The following is a 15689-nucleotide window of genomic DNA, read 5'->3' as shown; positions in this document are numbered from 1 at the left end:
TCCATTCCTTTCCTGAGTGGGGTTGCACCGAAGCTACGGGCCGGGCTGGCTCGCCGGATCCGGGCGGACCCCACGTGCGGTATCCGATATTCCTGAGCTTTCCTCAGTGTTTTCGGTCGGCGGATGCCCCGAACGCGGGCGTGTGCGCCCTCCGGTGAACTTCGCCGCGGAATCTTGCGTGCACGCAAGAAAGCCGCACCGGGGCACAACACATCGCGGGATGCCCGCCTCTAGCCTTGAAGGGACGGCCGATCGGCCACATCACGCCGCGCTCGCGGCCCCGCGCACCTGTCCCTGAGCAGGTCGAAGGGGGAACGGAGGTTCACATGTCGAACATCACCATCGACGCCATCATCGGCGAACCCGAGGCTCTCGAAGACGAACTGACCGCGGCGCAGCTCGCGCTCGCGCTCGGCGTGGAGAGCGACCCGGCGTGGCTGCGCCTCAAGGAGTCGGCGACCAAGCTCCAGGCGCTGCAGGCGAACGACGGCTCGGTTCCCCCTTCGGCCCCTTCGGCGAGCTCAGGGACCGCTGGGACCGACCCGATCGCCGAGGCATCCGCCCTCGTCGACACGATCGTCGAGTCCATCGAGGCTCTCGCGCCGCGGTTCCCGCACGAGCAGGCGTACCTCGCGGCATCCGTCACCGACTTCCGGCGGTGGCAGGCCGGCGGGTTCGACGTGCCCGACTTCCTCGACTCGCTGCTGGAGTTCCAGCCGCAGCGGCACCGCATCGACGGCATCCGTCACCTCGTGGTGTTCCCCATGACCACCCAGAACGGTTCGACCGACCGGCACGTCGAGGCCCTCGTGGTCGAGACGATCTGGCCCGAGTTCATCGCCGCGCTCGAGGCCGGCGACTACTCGAACAAGCTGTTCGTATCGTTGCGGCTGGTCGACTTCACGCCCGGGTACGACACGAACTCGGCGGTGCTGTTCCCCGAGACCGTGGCGATGCGCGAGATCCCGTCGTTCACGTGGGGCGCGATCTTCCAGGACCGCGAGGCCGCCCGCTACCGCCGGGTCGTGCGTGCGGCATCCGAGATCACGAAGCTCGAGCTGCCGGATGCCGCGGCCGCCCTGCTCGGCGACCAGGAGCTCGCCGAGCGCACCTTCGTGATGTGGGACATCATCCACGACCGCACCCACATGCGCGGCGACCTGCCCTTCGACCCGTTCATGATCAAGCAGCGCATGCCGTTCTTCCTCTACTCGCTCGAGGAGCTGCGCTGCGACCTCACCGCGTTCCGCGAATCGGTGAAGATCGAGCGGCAGCTGCGTGCGAGGCAGGCGGCGGTCCCTGAGCTCGTCGAAGGGGCCTCGGCGCAGCCGCTCACCGACGTCGAGCAGCAGTTGCTCGAGCACGCGAAGCTCGTGCAGTACGCGGTGATCTTCGACCGCATCTTCCGCTTCGCGATCACGGGTTCGCGCGTGCGCAACTACGACGGACTCGGCGGCCAGCTGCTGTTCGCGTGGCTGCACCGGAAGCACGTGCTCGAGTGGACGGATGTCTCGCTGAGCTTCGACTGGGACGCCGTGCCCGACGCCGTGGTCGAGCTCGGCGACGCGATCGACGAGCTGTATTGGAAGTCGATCGACCGGCCCAAGACCGCGCACTGGCTCGCCGCGTACGAGCTCGTGCGCTCGGTGCTGACGCCGAACCCCGCGTCGGTGTGGGCAGAGGGCCTGCCGCGCGAGGTGCTCGCCGGCCCGCCCAAGGGCTACACCGACCTCGTGATGGACGACGAGTTCCCGCTGTCGATGTTCTACGAGGCGCTCGACAAGAAGATGAAGCCCGTCATCGAGTCGACGGTCGGCATCACCGCTGCAGATGCCTGAGTCGCTGACCCCTGAGCCCGTCGAAGGGAACGCTTCGACGGGCTCAGCGACCGAGGGCGTCGCCGGCCGCACCGTGCTCATCGCGGGCGCGACGAGCGCCTCGGGCCGGGCGGTGGCGCGCGCGCTCGTCGACGCGGGTGCGCGCGTCGTCGTCGTCGGCAGCGACCAGGGCCGCATCGATGCGCTCGAGGCGGACGTGCCCGGCGTGATCGGCGAGCGCGCCGACCTCACCGACGAGGATCACGTGCTCGAGCTCGCGATGCGCGTGCACGGGCAGGCCGGCGACATCGACGGCGTGATCCACCTCGTCGGCGGCTGGCGGGGCGGCGGCGGCATCCCGGGGCAGACGGATGAGGACTACCGCGTGCTCGAGCGCTCCTTCACCGCGCTCCGCCACGTGAGCCGCGCGTTCTGGAGCGACCTCGTCACCTCGACCGCCGGCCGCATCGCGATCGTCTCGTCGACGACCGTCGAGTCGCCGACGGCGGGCGGCGCGAACTATACCGCGGTGAAAGCCGCGAGCGAGTCGTGGATGCGCTCGCTCGCAAAGGGCTTCGCCCCGCGACCGGTCGACGAAGCCGGAGCGCTGCAGGAGCGCGAACCAGGGGGCGGAGCTGCGGTCGTCTTCCGGGTGACGTCGCTCAGTGGGCTCGAGGAGCGGCTCGCGGCATCCGTCGTCGATCTCTGGCGGGCGGATGCCGCGGGGCTGAACGGCTCCGTCACCGAGCTCGTCGCCGACTGATCGCGCCGCGGGCTCGCGCCGCGCCGCACGCTCGCCCCGCCCGCGCGCTCGCGCCGCGCCGCACGCTCGCGCCGCCCGCGCGCCCCGCCCGCGCGCTCGCCCCGCCCGCGCGCGGTCATCCCAGTCCCTTCCGGGGGTCACTTCTGGCCACATTCCACGCCGGCCGTTCGTGCACGTGGCCGAAAGCGACCCCCGGAAGGGGAAGAAGGCGCGGAAGCGCGGGAGCGCAAGGGGCGCGGGAGCGCGGAAGCGTGGGCGGCGGTGTGTGCGTCAAGCCGGCGGCGGCGTGGCATCCGTCGCCGGCTCATCGTCCGACGCGGGACTCGTGCTGAGCTCTCGGGCCGTGTCGGCGGGCGAGCCCTGCGCGCGGCTGAGGAGCACGAACGGCGTGGCGATCGCCGTGATCACACCGCTCCAGAGCAGCGATGCGCCATACCCCCCGATGTCGGCGGAGCGACCGAGGATCGGTTGGACGACCGCGCCGCCTGCACTGCCGAGCAGCGAGTCGAAGGAGAGCACCGTGGCGCGCTGCTTCGACGGGATCATGTCGTTGAGGTATGCGCGGTGCAGGGGGTCGTCGAGCGACGAGGCGATGCCCCACACGGCGAGCAGCACGACCGCGACCCAGAAGTTCGTCGTGAACGCGAATGCCACGAGCGCCAGCGCACTCGACACGGTGGCGAGGAGGATCGTCGAGGTGCGCTTGCGGAACAGGCGTCGCACGTAGGGTGCGAGCATGCCGCCGACGATGCCGGCCCCCGCGAGGATCGCCGCCGCGAGCCCGGCGATCGAGTACGCGTCTTCGTCGCCCCAGAGCTCGAGCAGGTACGGCTGCAGCGCGTAGAAGGCGTAGATGCCGACGCCCGCGGTGAACGGCGTGGTGAACATCAGCCAGCGCACCGGCGGATTGCCGAGGCCGTACTTCAGGGATGCCCGGAAGACGTTGCCGGTCGCCTTCAGCGGCCCGGCACCGCGCTCGGGCGTGAACCCGAGGTCGCGCATCAGCAGCGCCGCGACCACGAGCATGAGCACGAGCACCCCGGCGCGCACCAGGAACGGCACGCCGAGATTCGTCAACTGGGCCAGGATGCCGCCGAGCATCGATCCCGCGAGCATCGCGACGCTGCCGACGATGAGCGCACGACCGAACACCTTCTCGAGGCTTCCCTGGTATGCGGTCGCATGCAGGGCGTCGACGAGCCAGGCGTCGACCGCGCCGGAGAAGAACGTGAATCCGAGCCCGAGGAGCACCGACACGACGGCCCACGCCCAGAACGGCGATTGCCACACCCACAGCAGCCAGTAGAGCACCGTGGTCACCGCGAGCGTGATCGTGCCGAGCAGGTACGACGCGCGGCGCCCGAGCGTGTCGGCCACCACGCCGGTGGGGATCTCGAAGAGGAACATGCCGGCGCTGAAGAACGCGTTCGCGGCGAAGGCCTCGAGGTTCGTGAGCCCGGCGTCGAGCAGGAACAGCGTGTTGATGCCCCAGATGAACGAGGCGGCGAGCGTGTTGCCGAGCGTCAGCGTGTAGTAGACGGCCTGCACGCCTCGCGGCGTCGGCACGCGGTGCGGCGCGGCATCCGTGGTCATCTCGCGACACCCTGGGCCATCGCTCCATCCTTCACCCGGATGCCTCCCACCGCTACCCTGAGCGCATGGTCCGTTTCCTGATCCGCATCGCGATCTCGCTCGTCACCGCCGCGCTCGGGCTGCTCGTCGCCTCGTGGATCCTGACCGACTTCCACATCGAGTGGGGCGGGTTCCTCGTCGCGATCGTCGTGTTCGCGATCGCGCAGGCGGTGCTCGCGCCGTTCATCTTCAACGTGGCCCGCAAGTACGCGTCGGCCATCCTCGGCGGCATCGGACTCGTCTCCACGTTCGTGGCGCTGCTCATCGCGTCGCTGTTTCCGAGCGGCATCCGGATCGAGGGCGTCGTCACCTGGGTGCTCGCGACGCTCATCGTATGGATCGTCACGGCGCTCGGCGCGTGGCTGCTGCCGCTCGTGTTCCTGAAGGAGCGGGCGGAGAAGGGCCGGTCCGCGCGCCGGGCCTGACGGTGGCGGATGCCGCGGCGCGGGCGAAGTGGCCGAGCGGGCCCGCCGCGCTGGGCTTGCCGTGCCATGCGCCGAGCCCTGTGGAGAACTCCGCACACACTCTTCCTGTTGAGGACGAGTCGATTCGGAATCATCATTCGATCAGCGGTTTTCGTGCCGTTCCGATGTCAGTGGGTACCGGCAGAATCGGAGCATGGCAGGATTCCCCGAGACGCTCGAACAGCTCCGTTCGACGATCGCTGCCGTGCTCGACTTCGACCGGCCGCGAACGCTCGGCGACGACGAGCTCCTTCTCGCGATGGGTGCGCTCGAGAGAGCGGGGCGGCTCCTCGACGCCCACCGCGCCGCGTTCGCCGGCGAGGTCGCGCAGCGCAGTGAGCACGACCTCGGCGCCGAGCGGCTGTCGGCGCGCAAGGGCTGCGGTTCCGCGGGCGAGTTGATCGAGCGGGTCACCCAGGTGTCGGGTTCCGAGGCGCGACGCCGTGCCTCGATCGGTCTCGCGACCATGGCGCGCACCGCCCTCACCGCAGAGCCGCTGCCCGCGCAGCATCCGCACGTCGCCGCCGCGCTTGCGGCGGGTGAGTTGGGTGCGGATGCCGCGGCCACGATCATCCGAGAACTCGCACGCACCCGCACGGTCGCCGACCCGCAGCGGCTCGATGTCGCCGAGCGCGAACTCGTGGCCCAGGCGACCGGCGTCGGTGACGCCTCTCCGATCCGGTGCACGGCCGACGAGCTCGCCGTGCAGGCTCGGGCGTGGGCGGCGTTTCTCGACCAAGACGGCGCAGAACCCGACGACGAGCGTGCGATGCGACGACGCGGGTTCCGCCTCGGCCGGTCGCGCGACGGCCTGGTCACCGTCGCGGGCGACCTCATGCCCGAGGTCGCCGCGAAGCTGAAGCGGCTCTTCGACGCGCACCTCTCGCCGCGCAGCGGCGGCGGGTTCCTGACCGACGCCGAACGCGCCGATGTCGCCGCGCAGGCCGAGATTCGCACCAACGACCAGCAACGCCACGACGTGCTCGCCGCCATCATCGACACCGCTGCCCGCTCCGGTGAGCACCCCACCATCGGCGGCGCCGCACCCACCGTGCTCGTGAGCGTGCGGGCATCCGACCTCGAGTCCGGCCGCGGCGCCGCGCATGCCGACGGCGTCGAGCTTCCGGTTTCACTCCGAACCGCGCGGCATATGATGTGCACCGGCGGCATCCAGACCGTCGTCCTCGACGACACCGGCCGCATCCTGCAGCTCGGATCACCCGAACGCTGCTTCACCGCCCACCAGCGCCGGGCGATCGCCCTCCGCGACGGCGGCTGCATCATCCCCGGTTGCACGGTTCCCTCCGCCTGGACCGAGATCCACCATGTCGTCCCCGACGCAGACGGTGGGCCCACCCACACCGACAATGGGGTGCTCGTCTGCTGGTTCCACCACCGCACCATCGACACCTCCGGATGGGGCATCCGGATGCGGCGGGGCGTGCCCGAGATCAGGCCACCCGTGTGGCTCGACCCCGGCGGCACCTGGCGCACCGCCACCACCTCACCGACACGATTGGCCGACCTGCTGGAACGCCGCCATCGCCCGCGAGCGGAAGCGCGGTCGGCATGAGCGTCGGCGTCCGCCGCGTCACCGCACCTCGCTAGGCTGGAGCCTTCGCGACACGACGGGGGTGCGGATGGACCAGGCCACGACGTCGTTCGTCGAGACGTTCCGGCGCTTCATGAGCGAGGTGGTGAATGCACCGCGTCATGCCCAGTCGAGCGTGACCCCGCTCGGCGAGGTCGTCGCGGAGCACCTCGGCGTCGAGCTCGGCGCACTTCCGATCCTGACCGAGACGATGCTGTCGCACCGGCTCGCGGATGCCGACATCGCGCTCGACGAGCTGAGCGAGCTCGGCGCTGGGCGTCTCGTGGGCGTGACCGGAGGCAACTCGCGCGGACACCAGGCATTCACCGACCTGCTCGACAACCCGCACTTCCCGTATGCGATCGGACCGGTGGACTACACCACGGCGGCCACGGGGCCGTCGACCGAACGACGCACCGTCGCCTTCGGCCTGCGGCTGCTGGAGTTCGCGGGGCGGCCGGTCGCCGTGCTGCAACGGGGCGCCGCTCCTGAGCACGGGCGAGAGGACGCGCGCCTCGAGGTCGTCGCCGCCGACGGCGCGACCGCGGAGGCGTTCGTCGCCGAGGTGCGCCGGCTCATGCTCGAGCGCAGCGTGCTGCGCGGCCAGGTGCTCACCATCGGCGGCGGCCAGTTCGGGCGGGGAAGCGGGCACTTGACCTTCGTCGAGCGGCCTGACGTGCCCGTCGAGCACGTGATCCTCGACGAGGCGACGCTCCACGGCATCATCCGGCACGTCGTCGGCATGGGCGAGCAGCGCGAGGTGCTGCGCGGGGCCGGGCAGCACCTCAAGCGGGGGCTCCTGCTCTACGGCCCTCCCGGCACCGGCAAGACGCACACGGTGCGACACCTTCTCGGGCGCACGCCGGGCACGACCGCCGTGCTGCTCACCGGCCCGGCCATCGGGTACATCGCCCTCGCCGCCGAAGTGGCGCGAGCGATGCAGCCGTCGATCGTCGTGCTCGAAGATGTCGACCTCGTGGCGAACGATCGAGCTATCATGCCCGGCAACAGTGTGCTCTTCGCCATCCTCGATGCGCTCGACGGGCTCGACGGCGACGCCGACGTGACGTTCATCCTCACCACGAACCGGGTGGAGGTGCTCGAGCACGCCCTGGCCGACCGTCCCGGCCGCATCGACCACGCCGCCGAGATCCCGCTCCCCGACGCCGACGCGCGCCGTCGCCTGCTGCGCCTCTACGCCGGGTCGCTGTCGTTCTCGAGTGACGCGCTCGACGCGGCGGCCGAGCGTGCCGACGGCACGACGGGCTCGTTCGCGAAGGAGCTCGTGCGTCGCACGGTGCTGACCGCGGCCGAGGAGGGTCGCGACCCTGCCGACGCCGACCTCGAGCGAGCGCTCGATGAGCTGCTCTCGTCGCGCGCGGAGCTCACGAGGAAGCTCCTCGTCGGCGGTGCGGGCGGGGTGGACGGAGGCGAGCCCCCGCATCCCGCTGTCAGCTTCGGGTTCTTCGGGGGCCGGTGATTGTGGGCCGGGGGCAACCTCGATCGCCGTCGAAGTGAGACGATCACTGATTCGGGATCGTCCTGGCCCGCCATCCATTCGGCGTAGAGCGGAGTGTTCGTCATCCCGGGTGCAACCGCGTTGACGCGGATGTCGTAGGGAGCGAGCTCGACCGCCGCGGCGGCCGTGAGCGCGAGCATCGCCGTCACCGCGGCGGTCGCGGCGAACCCGGTTCGAGCCGGTGCAGCCTCGACCGCCAATCCGCGGGCACGAGGTCGCGCGGCGCGGGCGAACCCTGCTCGACCGGCCGGCTGCCGGGCGGGGCGAGCGGCGGGCCGGGCACGTAGGCACCGCCTGCGTAGTCCCAGAACCAGTCCTCGCCCGGCTCGAACGACTGCGCGATCGGATGCCCCACGTCGCGCGCGTGCCTCGACGCATGCTGCGACGGCGAGCTCTCGCAGCATCCGACGTGCCCGCACTGCGCGCAGCGCCGCAGGTGCAGCCACCATCCCGACGTCGCGAGGCACTCGACGCAGCCGTCGCCCGACGGCGGCACGTCGGGATCGATCGCGGGTGTCTCGTCGGTCACGCGGCCAGCGTAGCCCTCCCCGCGCCGTCGGCGAACCTCCGGACCGGACTCGAGCACGCTCCGTCGCACGACGGATCCGTCCGCCCCCGCTGCTCGGTAGCGTGGAGTGCATGAACGCCTCCGACGCGCCGACCGTCATCGACGGGATCGAGTGGGTGCGGCCCCGTCCGGCGCGCGCCGACTACCGCAACGACCTCGTTCTGGCGCTCGTGCTCGCCGCGGCGACCGCCGCGAGCGTGGTGCTCTACCGCATCACCGGCTGGGGCGCGGATGCGCCGTGGTGGGGTTCGGTCATCTGGGTCGCGGCGATGAACCTGCCGCTCGCCGCCCGGCGCCGCTGGCCCGAGATCGTGGCGCTCGTGGCATCCGTCGCATTCATCCTGGGCGGAATGGCCGAGGTCGGCGAGGCGCTGTTCTCGAACATCGCGCTGTTCATCGCGATCTACACGGTGGGCGCGTGGGGCCGCAACCGACTGCGAGCGAACATCGTGCGCGGCGTCATCGTCGCCGGCATGTTCACGTGGCTGTTCTGGGGGCTGATCGTCGGCTCGATCGCCCCCGACCAGCTGCCAGAGATGTCGCGCGAGGGCGTGCTGTCGCCGTACGTCGCATTCGGGCTCATCAATGTGCTCACGAACCTGCTCTACTTCGGCGGCGCGTGGTACTTCGGCGACTCGGCGTACCGTTCGGCTCGTTCGCGCGTCGAGCTCGAGCAGCGCACGGCCGAGCTCGCCGCCGAACGCGAGCGCACGCGGGTGCAGGCCGTGGCGATCGAGCGACTGCGGATCGCCCGCGAACTGCACGACGTCGTCGCCCACCACGTCTCGGTGATCGGCGTGCAGGCCGGCGCGGCGCGGCGGGTGCTTGCGAAGCGTCCGGATGCCGCAGCCGCCGCGCTCTCGGCCATCGAGTCGAGCGCGCGCGAGGCCGTCGACGAGCTGCACGGCCTGCTCGGCACCCTGCGCGGCACCGACGCCGACGGCCCGCCCAGCGCGTCGCTCGACGGGCTCGCGGACGAGCCGGCGCAGACCTCGACCAGCACCCGCGGCCTCGATCGCATCGACGAGCTCGTCGCCGAGTCGACCGCTGCGGGGCTGCCGACCACGCTCGCCGTCGTCGGCGAACCGGGGAACGCGTCGCCGGTCATCGGGCTGAGCGCGTACCGCATCGCGCAGGAGGCGCTCACGAACGTGCGCAAGCACGGTGGTGCCGGCGCCACCGCCGACGTGCGGGTGCGCTGGTCGGATGCCGCGGTCGAGCTCGAGGTCGCGAACACGGGGGCGGCGCCGAGCCCTGCCCGCGCCGATGCCGACGGCGGCACGGCCGGCCTCGGCCAGCTCGGCATGCGCGAACGCGTCGCGGCCGTGGGCGGCACGATCGAGCTGGGCCCTCGCGCGCGCGGCGGCTATCTCGTACGAGCCACGTTCCCGCTGCGCCGGGGTGAGGCGGTGCGCCCATGATCCGGGTGCTCGTGGTCGACGACCAGACGCTGGTGCGCGGCGGGTTCCGCACGATCCTCGAATCGGAGGACGGCATCGAGGTCGTCGGCGAGGCGGCCACCGGCGAGGAGGCGATCGAGCGGGTCGCGGAGCTCGCGCCCGATGTCGTGTGCATGGACGTGCAGATGCCCGGCATGGACGGGCTCGAGGCGACGCGGCGCATCACGGCGAACGCGGGCGGAGCGGCATCCGCTGCCGCCGTGCTCGTGCTCACGACGTTCAACCGCGAGGACTACCTGTTCGCCGCGCTCGAGGCCGGCGCGAGCGGATTCCTGCTGAAGAACTCGAGCCCCGAGCAGCTCATCGAGGCGGTGCAGGTGGTCGCCCGGGGTGATGCGCTGCTGTCTCCGGATGTCACGCGGCGCGTGATCGAGGCGGCCGCATCGAGAACAGGCGAGAGTGACCGCCCCGCGGCCCCGATTCCTGCAACCACGACAAGGGCGGCGGCGCCGGAACTTGCGGCGCCGCCCGAGCTCACCACCCTCACCGAACGCGAGCGCGAGGTGCTCGAACTCCTCGCCGAGGGCATCTCGAACGCCGAGATCGCCCGGCGCATGTGGGTCGGCGAGGCGACGGTGAAGACGCACGTCTCGAAGGTGCTCATGAAGCTCGGCCTGCGCGACCGCGTGCACGCCGTCGTCTACGCGTATGAGCACGGGGTGGTGCGGCCTCGAGGGTAGGGTCCATTCGGGGATTGCGCATGGTTCGGCCGCGGGCCGGGCCACCGGTTGAGTGGGCACCGGGCCGCGCGGTCCAAGACTCCACGCGGCCCGGCGGGCTTCTTGCTCTCTGCGATCAGCCGCAGGAGCGTGCCTCGTAGTCCGCCGTGAGCGTCGACGTCACAGCGGTACCGTTCAGGGTTGCGCCGGCTTCGACGGTGACCGTTCCGGCGGGCACGCTCGATGCCCGCGTATTGAACGAGTGCACCGCGTTCTTGCCCGCCGACACGCTCGCGAACGACTTCTCGCCGTACGTGGAGCTCACCAGGAGCGAGACCGGCACGGTCTCACGGTTGGTCGCCTTGACGGTGACGAACGCCTTCGAACCCAGGCACCGGGTCTCGGCGACGACGTCGACCTGCAGCTGCGGCGCTGCCACCTCGCACTTCGCCCAGATGTTCGCCCAGTCGCCGTGGTCCTGGCCGACCCTGCCCTGCGGATCGAGCACGAGCTCCAGACTGTCGACGCCGGTCACGTCGACGACCGCACTGCCGGTGGCGCTCGCCCCCGTCATGACCGCCGGTGAGCGCCACAGCTCGCCCCCGTCCCCGCGCACGAGGAACAGGATGGAACCGCCCGCGCCGATCTCGTCGTCGATGCCGTAGTCGAACGACACGGCGTCGCAACGCCCGCCGAGCTCGAGCGAGATCGTCGAGGCGGCGTGGGCGCCGAAGCCCTTGGCGTAGCGCTTGCCGCCCAGCGAGAGCGTCGCGCCGTCACCGGCCGCGTCCTCGCCGTTCGACATGTCGATCTCGACGGGACCCCAGCCGTTCGTCGCGGAGGTCAGCTCCGCGTCGGAGAGGAAGTACCCGCCAGCCACGAGGCTGACGTCCTTCGACGCGAGCACGGTGCCGTCCATCGCGAGCTCGAGGCGCACCTCGTCGAGACCGCTGCGGCCCTCCGGGTCGAGCTCGAGCTCCACCACCCGAGTCTCCCCGGGGGCCACGGCGACGCTCACCGGTGCTCCGGCGAAGGTCTCCAGGCCCGTGGCCGCGAGCGTGACCGTTCGCGCCTCGGCCCCGAGGTTCCGCACCGGAATGCTCGCCGTGATCGTGTCGAGCGGGCTCGCGACGCTGAGTCGATCGAGCTCGATCGGCGCGAGCGGCGCGACGGCGTCGACGATGTCGGCCCGCACGGTCACCGCCTCGACCACCCGAGCACCGTAGGACGTGACGAGGACATCCGCCGTGAACCGCTCCCCGGGGGCACCGTCCACGGGCATCGTCACCGTCCACGTGCCGGTCGAGCCGGCCTCGATCGGCGAGTCGCCCTGGTGCGAGGTGACGCTGATCGCACCGGGAACGTCGACCGTCACGTCGGTGAGCGGCTCCGTGCCCGCGGTGACCGTCACGTCGAAGGTGGCGACTCCGCCGGCAGCGACGACGCCGCCCTCGAGCGACGCGCCGACATCGGCGCCGTCCGGGTTCGACAGCGCGGCGATCAGCGCGGCGCGGTGGTCGAGCATCGTCGCCCACGCGGCAGGCGTGGACGCGCCCGCGGGGTCGATGCCGTCGAGGGCGGCCGCGACGACCGGGTGGTCGGCGCCGAGCTCCGCCTTGGCGATGTCGAGCAGTTCGGCGTCGTCCTGTCCGTCGCGGAACAGCTCCCACCGGGTCGACGAGACCGGTCCGTCTTCGCCGGGGTAGACGATGTACTCATCGCCCTGTCCGTAGCGGAAGCTCGGGTCGGCGTAGACATCCTCGGGCCACGAGTTGTACGTCCACCGCAGGTAGCCGTCGAGATCGCGCTGTTCGACGACCCATCCCAGCGTGCGGGTGTTGTACGGGGGAGTGGGCACCACGGTGTTCGGGACCGTCGGCTCGTTCCAGGTGTAGAAGAGCGTGGGCTTGCCCGCGGCGCGTCGTTCGTCGATCAGCGACTGCGGAACGTCGTCGAGGAAGCTCACGTTGAACGAGATCGCCTCGGCGATGTCGGCCTCGGCGAGCGAGTTCGCCGCGAGCGCGATCTTGTCGCGCCACTCGGGGCTCACCGCGTCGAGCACCGCGAACGCGGCGTTCATGCGGGCGAGCGGCTGCTCGTCGAACGCGAGTCGCGTGTCCTCGAACCAGCCCTTCGCCTGCAGGTGCTCGGTGAACGCCGTGAGGAAGGCCTCCCACGCCTCGTTGTACCGGGCATCGCCCACGACGACCGTCTCGTCGACCCGCTCACCGGTGCGCGTGTCGGTGTACGTGATGCGGTCGTGGTTCTGGAACTGCAGCATGGCGAACGCGTGGATGTCGGTGCCCACACCCGCGGCGCGGGCGTCGGTGACGAGGCGGTCGAAGACCGTGAAGTCGAAGGCGAACGTCGTGCCGTCCCACGTCCAATCGACCGTCGAACGGTACGGGCTCCACGTCTGCGCGCGGATCTGGCCCTGGTGGTTCACGAGCCACGGATCCTCGGTGATCGCGAGGTTGACCACGTCCTGGCCCGCCGCGGCGAGGTCCTCCCAGTAGGGCTCGAGCGCCGCGAAGTGCTCCTCGCTCCACGGCTCGAGTCCGAGCTGGTCGGCGACGGCGTCGGGGTGCGACCAGAGGTCGAGCACGAACGGCCGGTCCGCGACCGGACGGAGTTCAGCCTCGGGCACCACGACGCGCAGGGTGCGCTCGTCGATCGATCCCGCTGCGCTTGACACCGCGACATCCGCTTCGTAGACACCCGGGTCGGCGCCTGCCGGCACCTCGACCGTGAACCAGACCGGCTGGTTCCGTCCGGCCGGGACATCCACCGAGTCGACCTCCCGCAGGGGGTCGGCGATGAGTCCGCCCTCGACCTGGTTCTCGATGTACTCGGGGTAGCGCACGGTGACCGCACCCTCGAGGGTCGCCGGCTGGTCCTCGCCGACCTCGGTGAGCGCGGACACGGTCACGGCGAGGTCGTCGACGGCGTCGCCGGCGGTGACGGCGAGCTGTGCGCTCGCGCGCCCGTTCGCGGGAACCTGCAGCGCCAGGGGCCGGTCACCGCCCGCGGCCGATCCGGCCGATCCGACGCGGGGCACGCGCACGAACGAGGAGGTCGCGAACTCACCCGAGGGGACCGCCACGGAGGCGTCGCCCTCTTCGACGAGCCCCTCCGTCAGGTCGACGGGGAACAGGCGGGCATTCGCCTCGATGATCCGTCCGGCGGCCTGCGCGGTGGCGCGGTAGTTCGTCGACCACGCACCCGCGGCCATGTCGGCCGCGGTGATCGTGCGGTTCGGCGAGGTGTTGCGGCAGACGTAGCTGGCGCCCGGCGCGAGCGACGAGAAGTTGCAGGCGGAACCGCCGGCGGGTTCGACGAGCTGGATGCCGGTGAGCGGCACGTTGCCGGTGTTGTACACCTCGAGCCACGGCTGGATGCGGTCGCCGATCAGGCCGTCGGCGCCGCCCGTGTAGATGGCGTCGAGCACCGGCCGGAGCTCGAGCGACGGCGCGGGCACGAGATTCGAGGCCGTCACGTTGAGGGCGGCGTCGACGAACGAGGTGCCGCTCTCGGCGCGGTACTCGAGGCGCACGGTGTGCGTGCGTGTGTCGGCGGTCGTCGGCGGGGTCAGGGGCACGGCGACGGTCGTGGTCTCGCCCGCGGCGAGCGCGGGGACCTCGACGTCGGCGCCGCTCCAGGCGGAGTCGTCGGACACGGCGATGCGGGCGGCAGGAAGGTCGGCGCCGCTCTGGTTCGCGACAGCGAGCTGCACCGTTGCCTGCTGGCCGGCGGTGAAGGCCGGCGCCTGCTCGACCTTCAGGGAGGCGCAGACCCCGCCGACCCAGTCGAGGTCGAAGCTCGTGTACGAGATGTGACGGTAGCCCTCGCGCTCGTAGAGCAGCCCGTACGATCCGCCGAGCTCGCCGTCGTCGCCGGGAAGCGGGGTGAGGGTCGAGTAGGCGGATGCCCCGGACTGCACCACGTGCTCGACCGGCCACGTGTCGCCCGAGTCGCAGCTCATGCGCACGGTCAGGTTGCGGCGCACGTTCTGGTTGGCGGTGTTCGAGTGCAGGAGGATCTGCGCCCGCGGGTCATCCGACGGCGCGTCGGGGAACGCCCGGATGACGGAGCCGTTGTTCGCCGGGTCGGGCAGCTCGCGATCGGGCGTGAACGCCGTGTACGTCTCGCCGCCGTCGGTCGACTTGGCGGTCAACCGGTAGGGGGCGGCTCGTGAGACCAGGAGCACCGTGCCGTCTGCGAGTTCGACGACCTTGTTCTCGTCGGCGCCCGGGCCCACCGGCGCCGAGGTCTTCCACGTCTCGCCGTGGTCGTCGGAGTACGCGGAGACGGCGAAGTTGCCGCCGCCGATGCGCACCGTGTACTGCTGGATCAGTCGCCCGGCGTGCTCGCCGGTGCGCAGCTGGATGCCCTCGCCACTCGCGGCGAACATGCCGCCCCAGTTGGTGCGAGTGCCCTTCAGCTCGCGCGTGATGCGGTGGTGCTCCCAGGTGGCGCCGTTGTCGCGCGACACCGAGTAGTCGGCGTGCAGCACGTTGGGGTCGTTCGGGTCGCTGCCGGTCGTGGAGCTCGCGAAGCCGGCGTTGATCGAGGCGGCGTAGAACACGAAGATGTCGTCGGTCTCGCGGTCGACGACCACGGAGGGGTCGCCGAATCCCTTCGGTGCGGCTTCCTGGCGGATCACCTGCTGCGGCTGCCAGGTCGCACCGCCATCGGTCGAGCGGCGCATGAGCAGCGCGATGTTCGACGGGAGGTCGTTCATCGTCGGCCGGCCGTCGAAGATCGCGAGCAGGTCGCCGTTCGGGGCCGAGGTGAGCGACGGGATGCGGTACCGCAGCCAGTCGCCCTCGCCCCGGCTGGCGATGTCGACGAGCGACAGGCCGGGGTCGAGTCCGTCGGCGGGCGCGGCACCCGTGGGCGACGAGGTTTCGGTTTCGGTCGTTGTGGCCGGCACCGGCGCGGCAACGGCCGGCGAGGCGACCAGCACCGATCCCGCGACGAGCGAGAGGCTGACGACGACGGCCAGCGCGGATCGAGACATCATTGCGTCGGAATCTCCTTTGATCGGCGATCGCGGCGGGGCGTGTCCATCGCCGTGCGATGATCCCCGAATGCGCGCCCGACCCAAGGTAGTCGGACATCGGACGTCGCACAACCATGTGACGTCACAAGATGAGCAGCAAGAAGGACCGGGCGGATGCCATCGCATCCACCCGATCCTCCTCACCGTCCCGATC

At 71.2% G+C, this 15689-nt stretch carries 10 protein-coding genes and 1 pseudogene; 7 read left to right on the top strand and 4 right to left on the bottom strand.

From position 1 onward, the window contains the following. Positions 1-326 precede the first annotated feature (326 nt). Positions 327-1838, top strand: coding sequence for a DUF6421 family protein (locus ACFWN7_RS09525; protein WP_376938571.1), 1512 nt, complete (start codon positions 327-329; stop codon positions 1836-1838). Continuing rightward, a complete protein-coding gene (locus ACFWN7_RS09520; protein WP_376938570.1) occupies positions 1831-2580 on the top strand; it encodes an SDR family NAD(P)-dependent oxidoreductase in 750 nt (249 codons plus the stop codon). Before ACFWN7_RS09525 ends, ACFWN7_RS09520 begins: the two co-directional genes overlap by 8 nt. Before the next feature lie 270 nt (positions 2581-2850). Here the strand turns inward: ACFWN7_RS09520 and ACFWN7_RS09515 are convergent, their stop codons facing one another. After that, positions 2851-4173: an MFS transporter gene (locus tag ACFWN7_RS09515; RefSeq protein WP_376938569.1), complete on the bottom strand. Its 1323-nt coding sequence runs from the start codon at positions 4171-4173 to the stop codon at positions 2851-2853. A gap of 65 nt (positions 4174-4238) precedes the next feature. On the opposite strand from ACFWN7_RS09515, the gene ACFWN7_RS09510 reads away from it, so the two are divergent. The 3 genes from ACFWN7_RS09510 to ACFWN7_RS09500 all read left to right on the top strand — a co-directional run bounded on the left by ACFWN7_RS09510 (position 4239) and on the right by ACFWN7_RS09500 (position 7747). Next, complete coding sequence (locus tag ACFWN7_RS09510) at positions 4239-4637, top strand: phage holin family protein (RefSeq protein ID WP_376938568.1); 399 nt, start codon at positions 4239-4241, stop codon at positions 4635-4637. 193 nt (positions 4638-4830) lie between these two features. Continuing rightward, on the top strand, positions 4831-6249 hold the full coding sequence (locus ACFWN7_RS09505; RefSeq protein ID WP_376938567.1) for a DUF222 domain-containing protein: 1419 nt from the start codon (positions 4831-4833) through the stop codon (positions 6247-6249). A 67-nt stretch (positions 6250-6316) separates the two neighbouring features. Beyond that, positions 6317-7747, top strand: coding sequence for an AAA family ATPase (locus ACFWN7_RS09500; RefSeq protein WP_376938566.1), 1431 nt, complete (start codon positions 6317-6319; stop codon positions 7745-7747). A gap of 128 nt (positions 7748-7875) precedes the next feature. Here the strand turns inward: ACFWN7_RS09500 and ACFWN7_RS09495 are convergent. Both ACFWN7_RS09495 and ACFWN7_RS09490 read right to left on the bottom strand, forming a co-directional pair. Further along, positions 7876-7926 (bottom strand): annotated as a pseudogene (locus ACFWN7_RS09495) (hypothetical protein); the annotation flags it as partial. Between the two features lie 5 nt (positions 7927-7931). Further along, complete coding sequence (locus ACFWN7_RS09490; RefSeq protein WP_376938565.1) at positions 7932-8315, bottom strand: UBP-type zinc finger domain-containing protein; 384 nt, start codon at positions 8313-8315, stop codon at positions 7932-7934. 110 nt (positions 8316-8425) lie between these two features. Between ACFWN7_RS09490 and ACFWN7_RS09485 the strand changes: the two genes are divergently transcribed. Both ACFWN7_RS09485 and ACFWN7_RS09480 read left to right on the top strand, forming a co-directional pair. Then, positions 8426-9775: a sensor histidine kinase gene (locus ACFWN7_RS09485; RefSeq protein ID WP_376938564.1), complete on the top strand. Its 1350-nt coding sequence runs from the start codon at positions 8426-8428 to the stop codon at positions 9773-9775. After that, complete coding sequence (locus ACFWN7_RS09480; RefSeq protein WP_376938563.1) at positions 9772-10494, top strand: response regulator; 723 nt, start codon at positions 9772-9774, stop codon at positions 10492-10494. Before ACFWN7_RS09485 ends, ACFWN7_RS09480 begins: the two co-directional genes overlap by 4 nt. 115 nt (positions 10495-10609) lie before the next feature. Here the strand turns inward: ACFWN7_RS09480 and ACFWN7_RS09475 are convergent, their stop codons facing one another. After that, positions 10610-15496: a glycoside hydrolase domain-containing protein gene (locus ACFWN7_RS09475; protein WP_376938562.1), complete on the bottom strand. Its 4887-nt coding sequence runs from the start codon at positions 15494-15496 to the stop codon at positions 10610-10612. Positions 15497-15689: the final 193 nt, after the last annotated feature.

This window comes from Agromyces sp. NPDC058484 (assembly GCF_042720415.1).
Taxonomy (GTDB): Bacteria; Actinomycetota; Actinomycetes; order Actinomycetales; family Microbacteriaceae; genus Agromyces.
The sequence above is the reverse complement of the archived record's forward strand: the minus strand, read 5'-3'. Positions and strand labels throughout refer to the sequence as shown.

What these genes read in the sequence shown, in the direction of transcription:
- ACFWN7_RS09525 (WP_376938571.1), top strand. Translation starts at nt 327, where the DNA reads ATGTCGAACATCACCATCGACGCCATCATCGGCGAACCCGAGGCTCTC.
- ACFWN7_RS09520 (WP_376938570.1), top strand. Translation starts at nt 1,831, where the DNA reads ATGCCTGAGTCGCTGACCCCTGAGCCCGTCGAAGGGAACGCTTCGACG.
- ACFWN7_RS09515 (WP_376938569.1), bottom strand. Translation starts at nt 4,173, where the DNA reads ATGACCACGGATGCCGCGCCGCACCGCGTGCCGACGCCGCGAGGCGTG.
- ACFWN7_RS09510 (WP_376938568.1), top strand. Translation starts at nt 4,239, where the DNA reads ATGGTCCGTTTCCTGATCCGCATCGCGATCTCGCTCGTCACCGCCGCG.
- ACFWN7_RS09505 (WP_376938567.1), top strand. Translation starts at nt 4,831, where the DNA reads ATGGCAGGATTCCCCGAGACGCTCGAACAGCTCCGTTCGACGATCGCT.
- ACFWN7_RS09500 (WP_376938566.1), top strand. Translation starts at nt 6,317, where the DNA reads ATGGACCAGGCCACGACGTCGTTCGTCGAGACGTTCCGGCGCTTCATG.
- ACFWN7_RS09485 (WP_376938564.1), top strand. Translation starts at nt 8,426, where the DNA reads ATGAACGCCTCCGACGCGCCGACCGTCATCGACGGGATCGAGTGGGTG.
- ACFWN7_RS09480 (WP_376938563.1), top strand. Translation starts at nt 9,772, where the DNA reads ATGATCCGGGTGCTCGTGGTCGACGACCAGACGCTGGTGCGCGGCGGG.
- ACFWN7_RS09475 (WP_376938562.1), bottom strand. Translation starts at nt 15,496, where the DNA reads ATGATGTCTCGATCCGCGCTGGCCGTCGTCGTCAGCCTCTCGCTCGTC.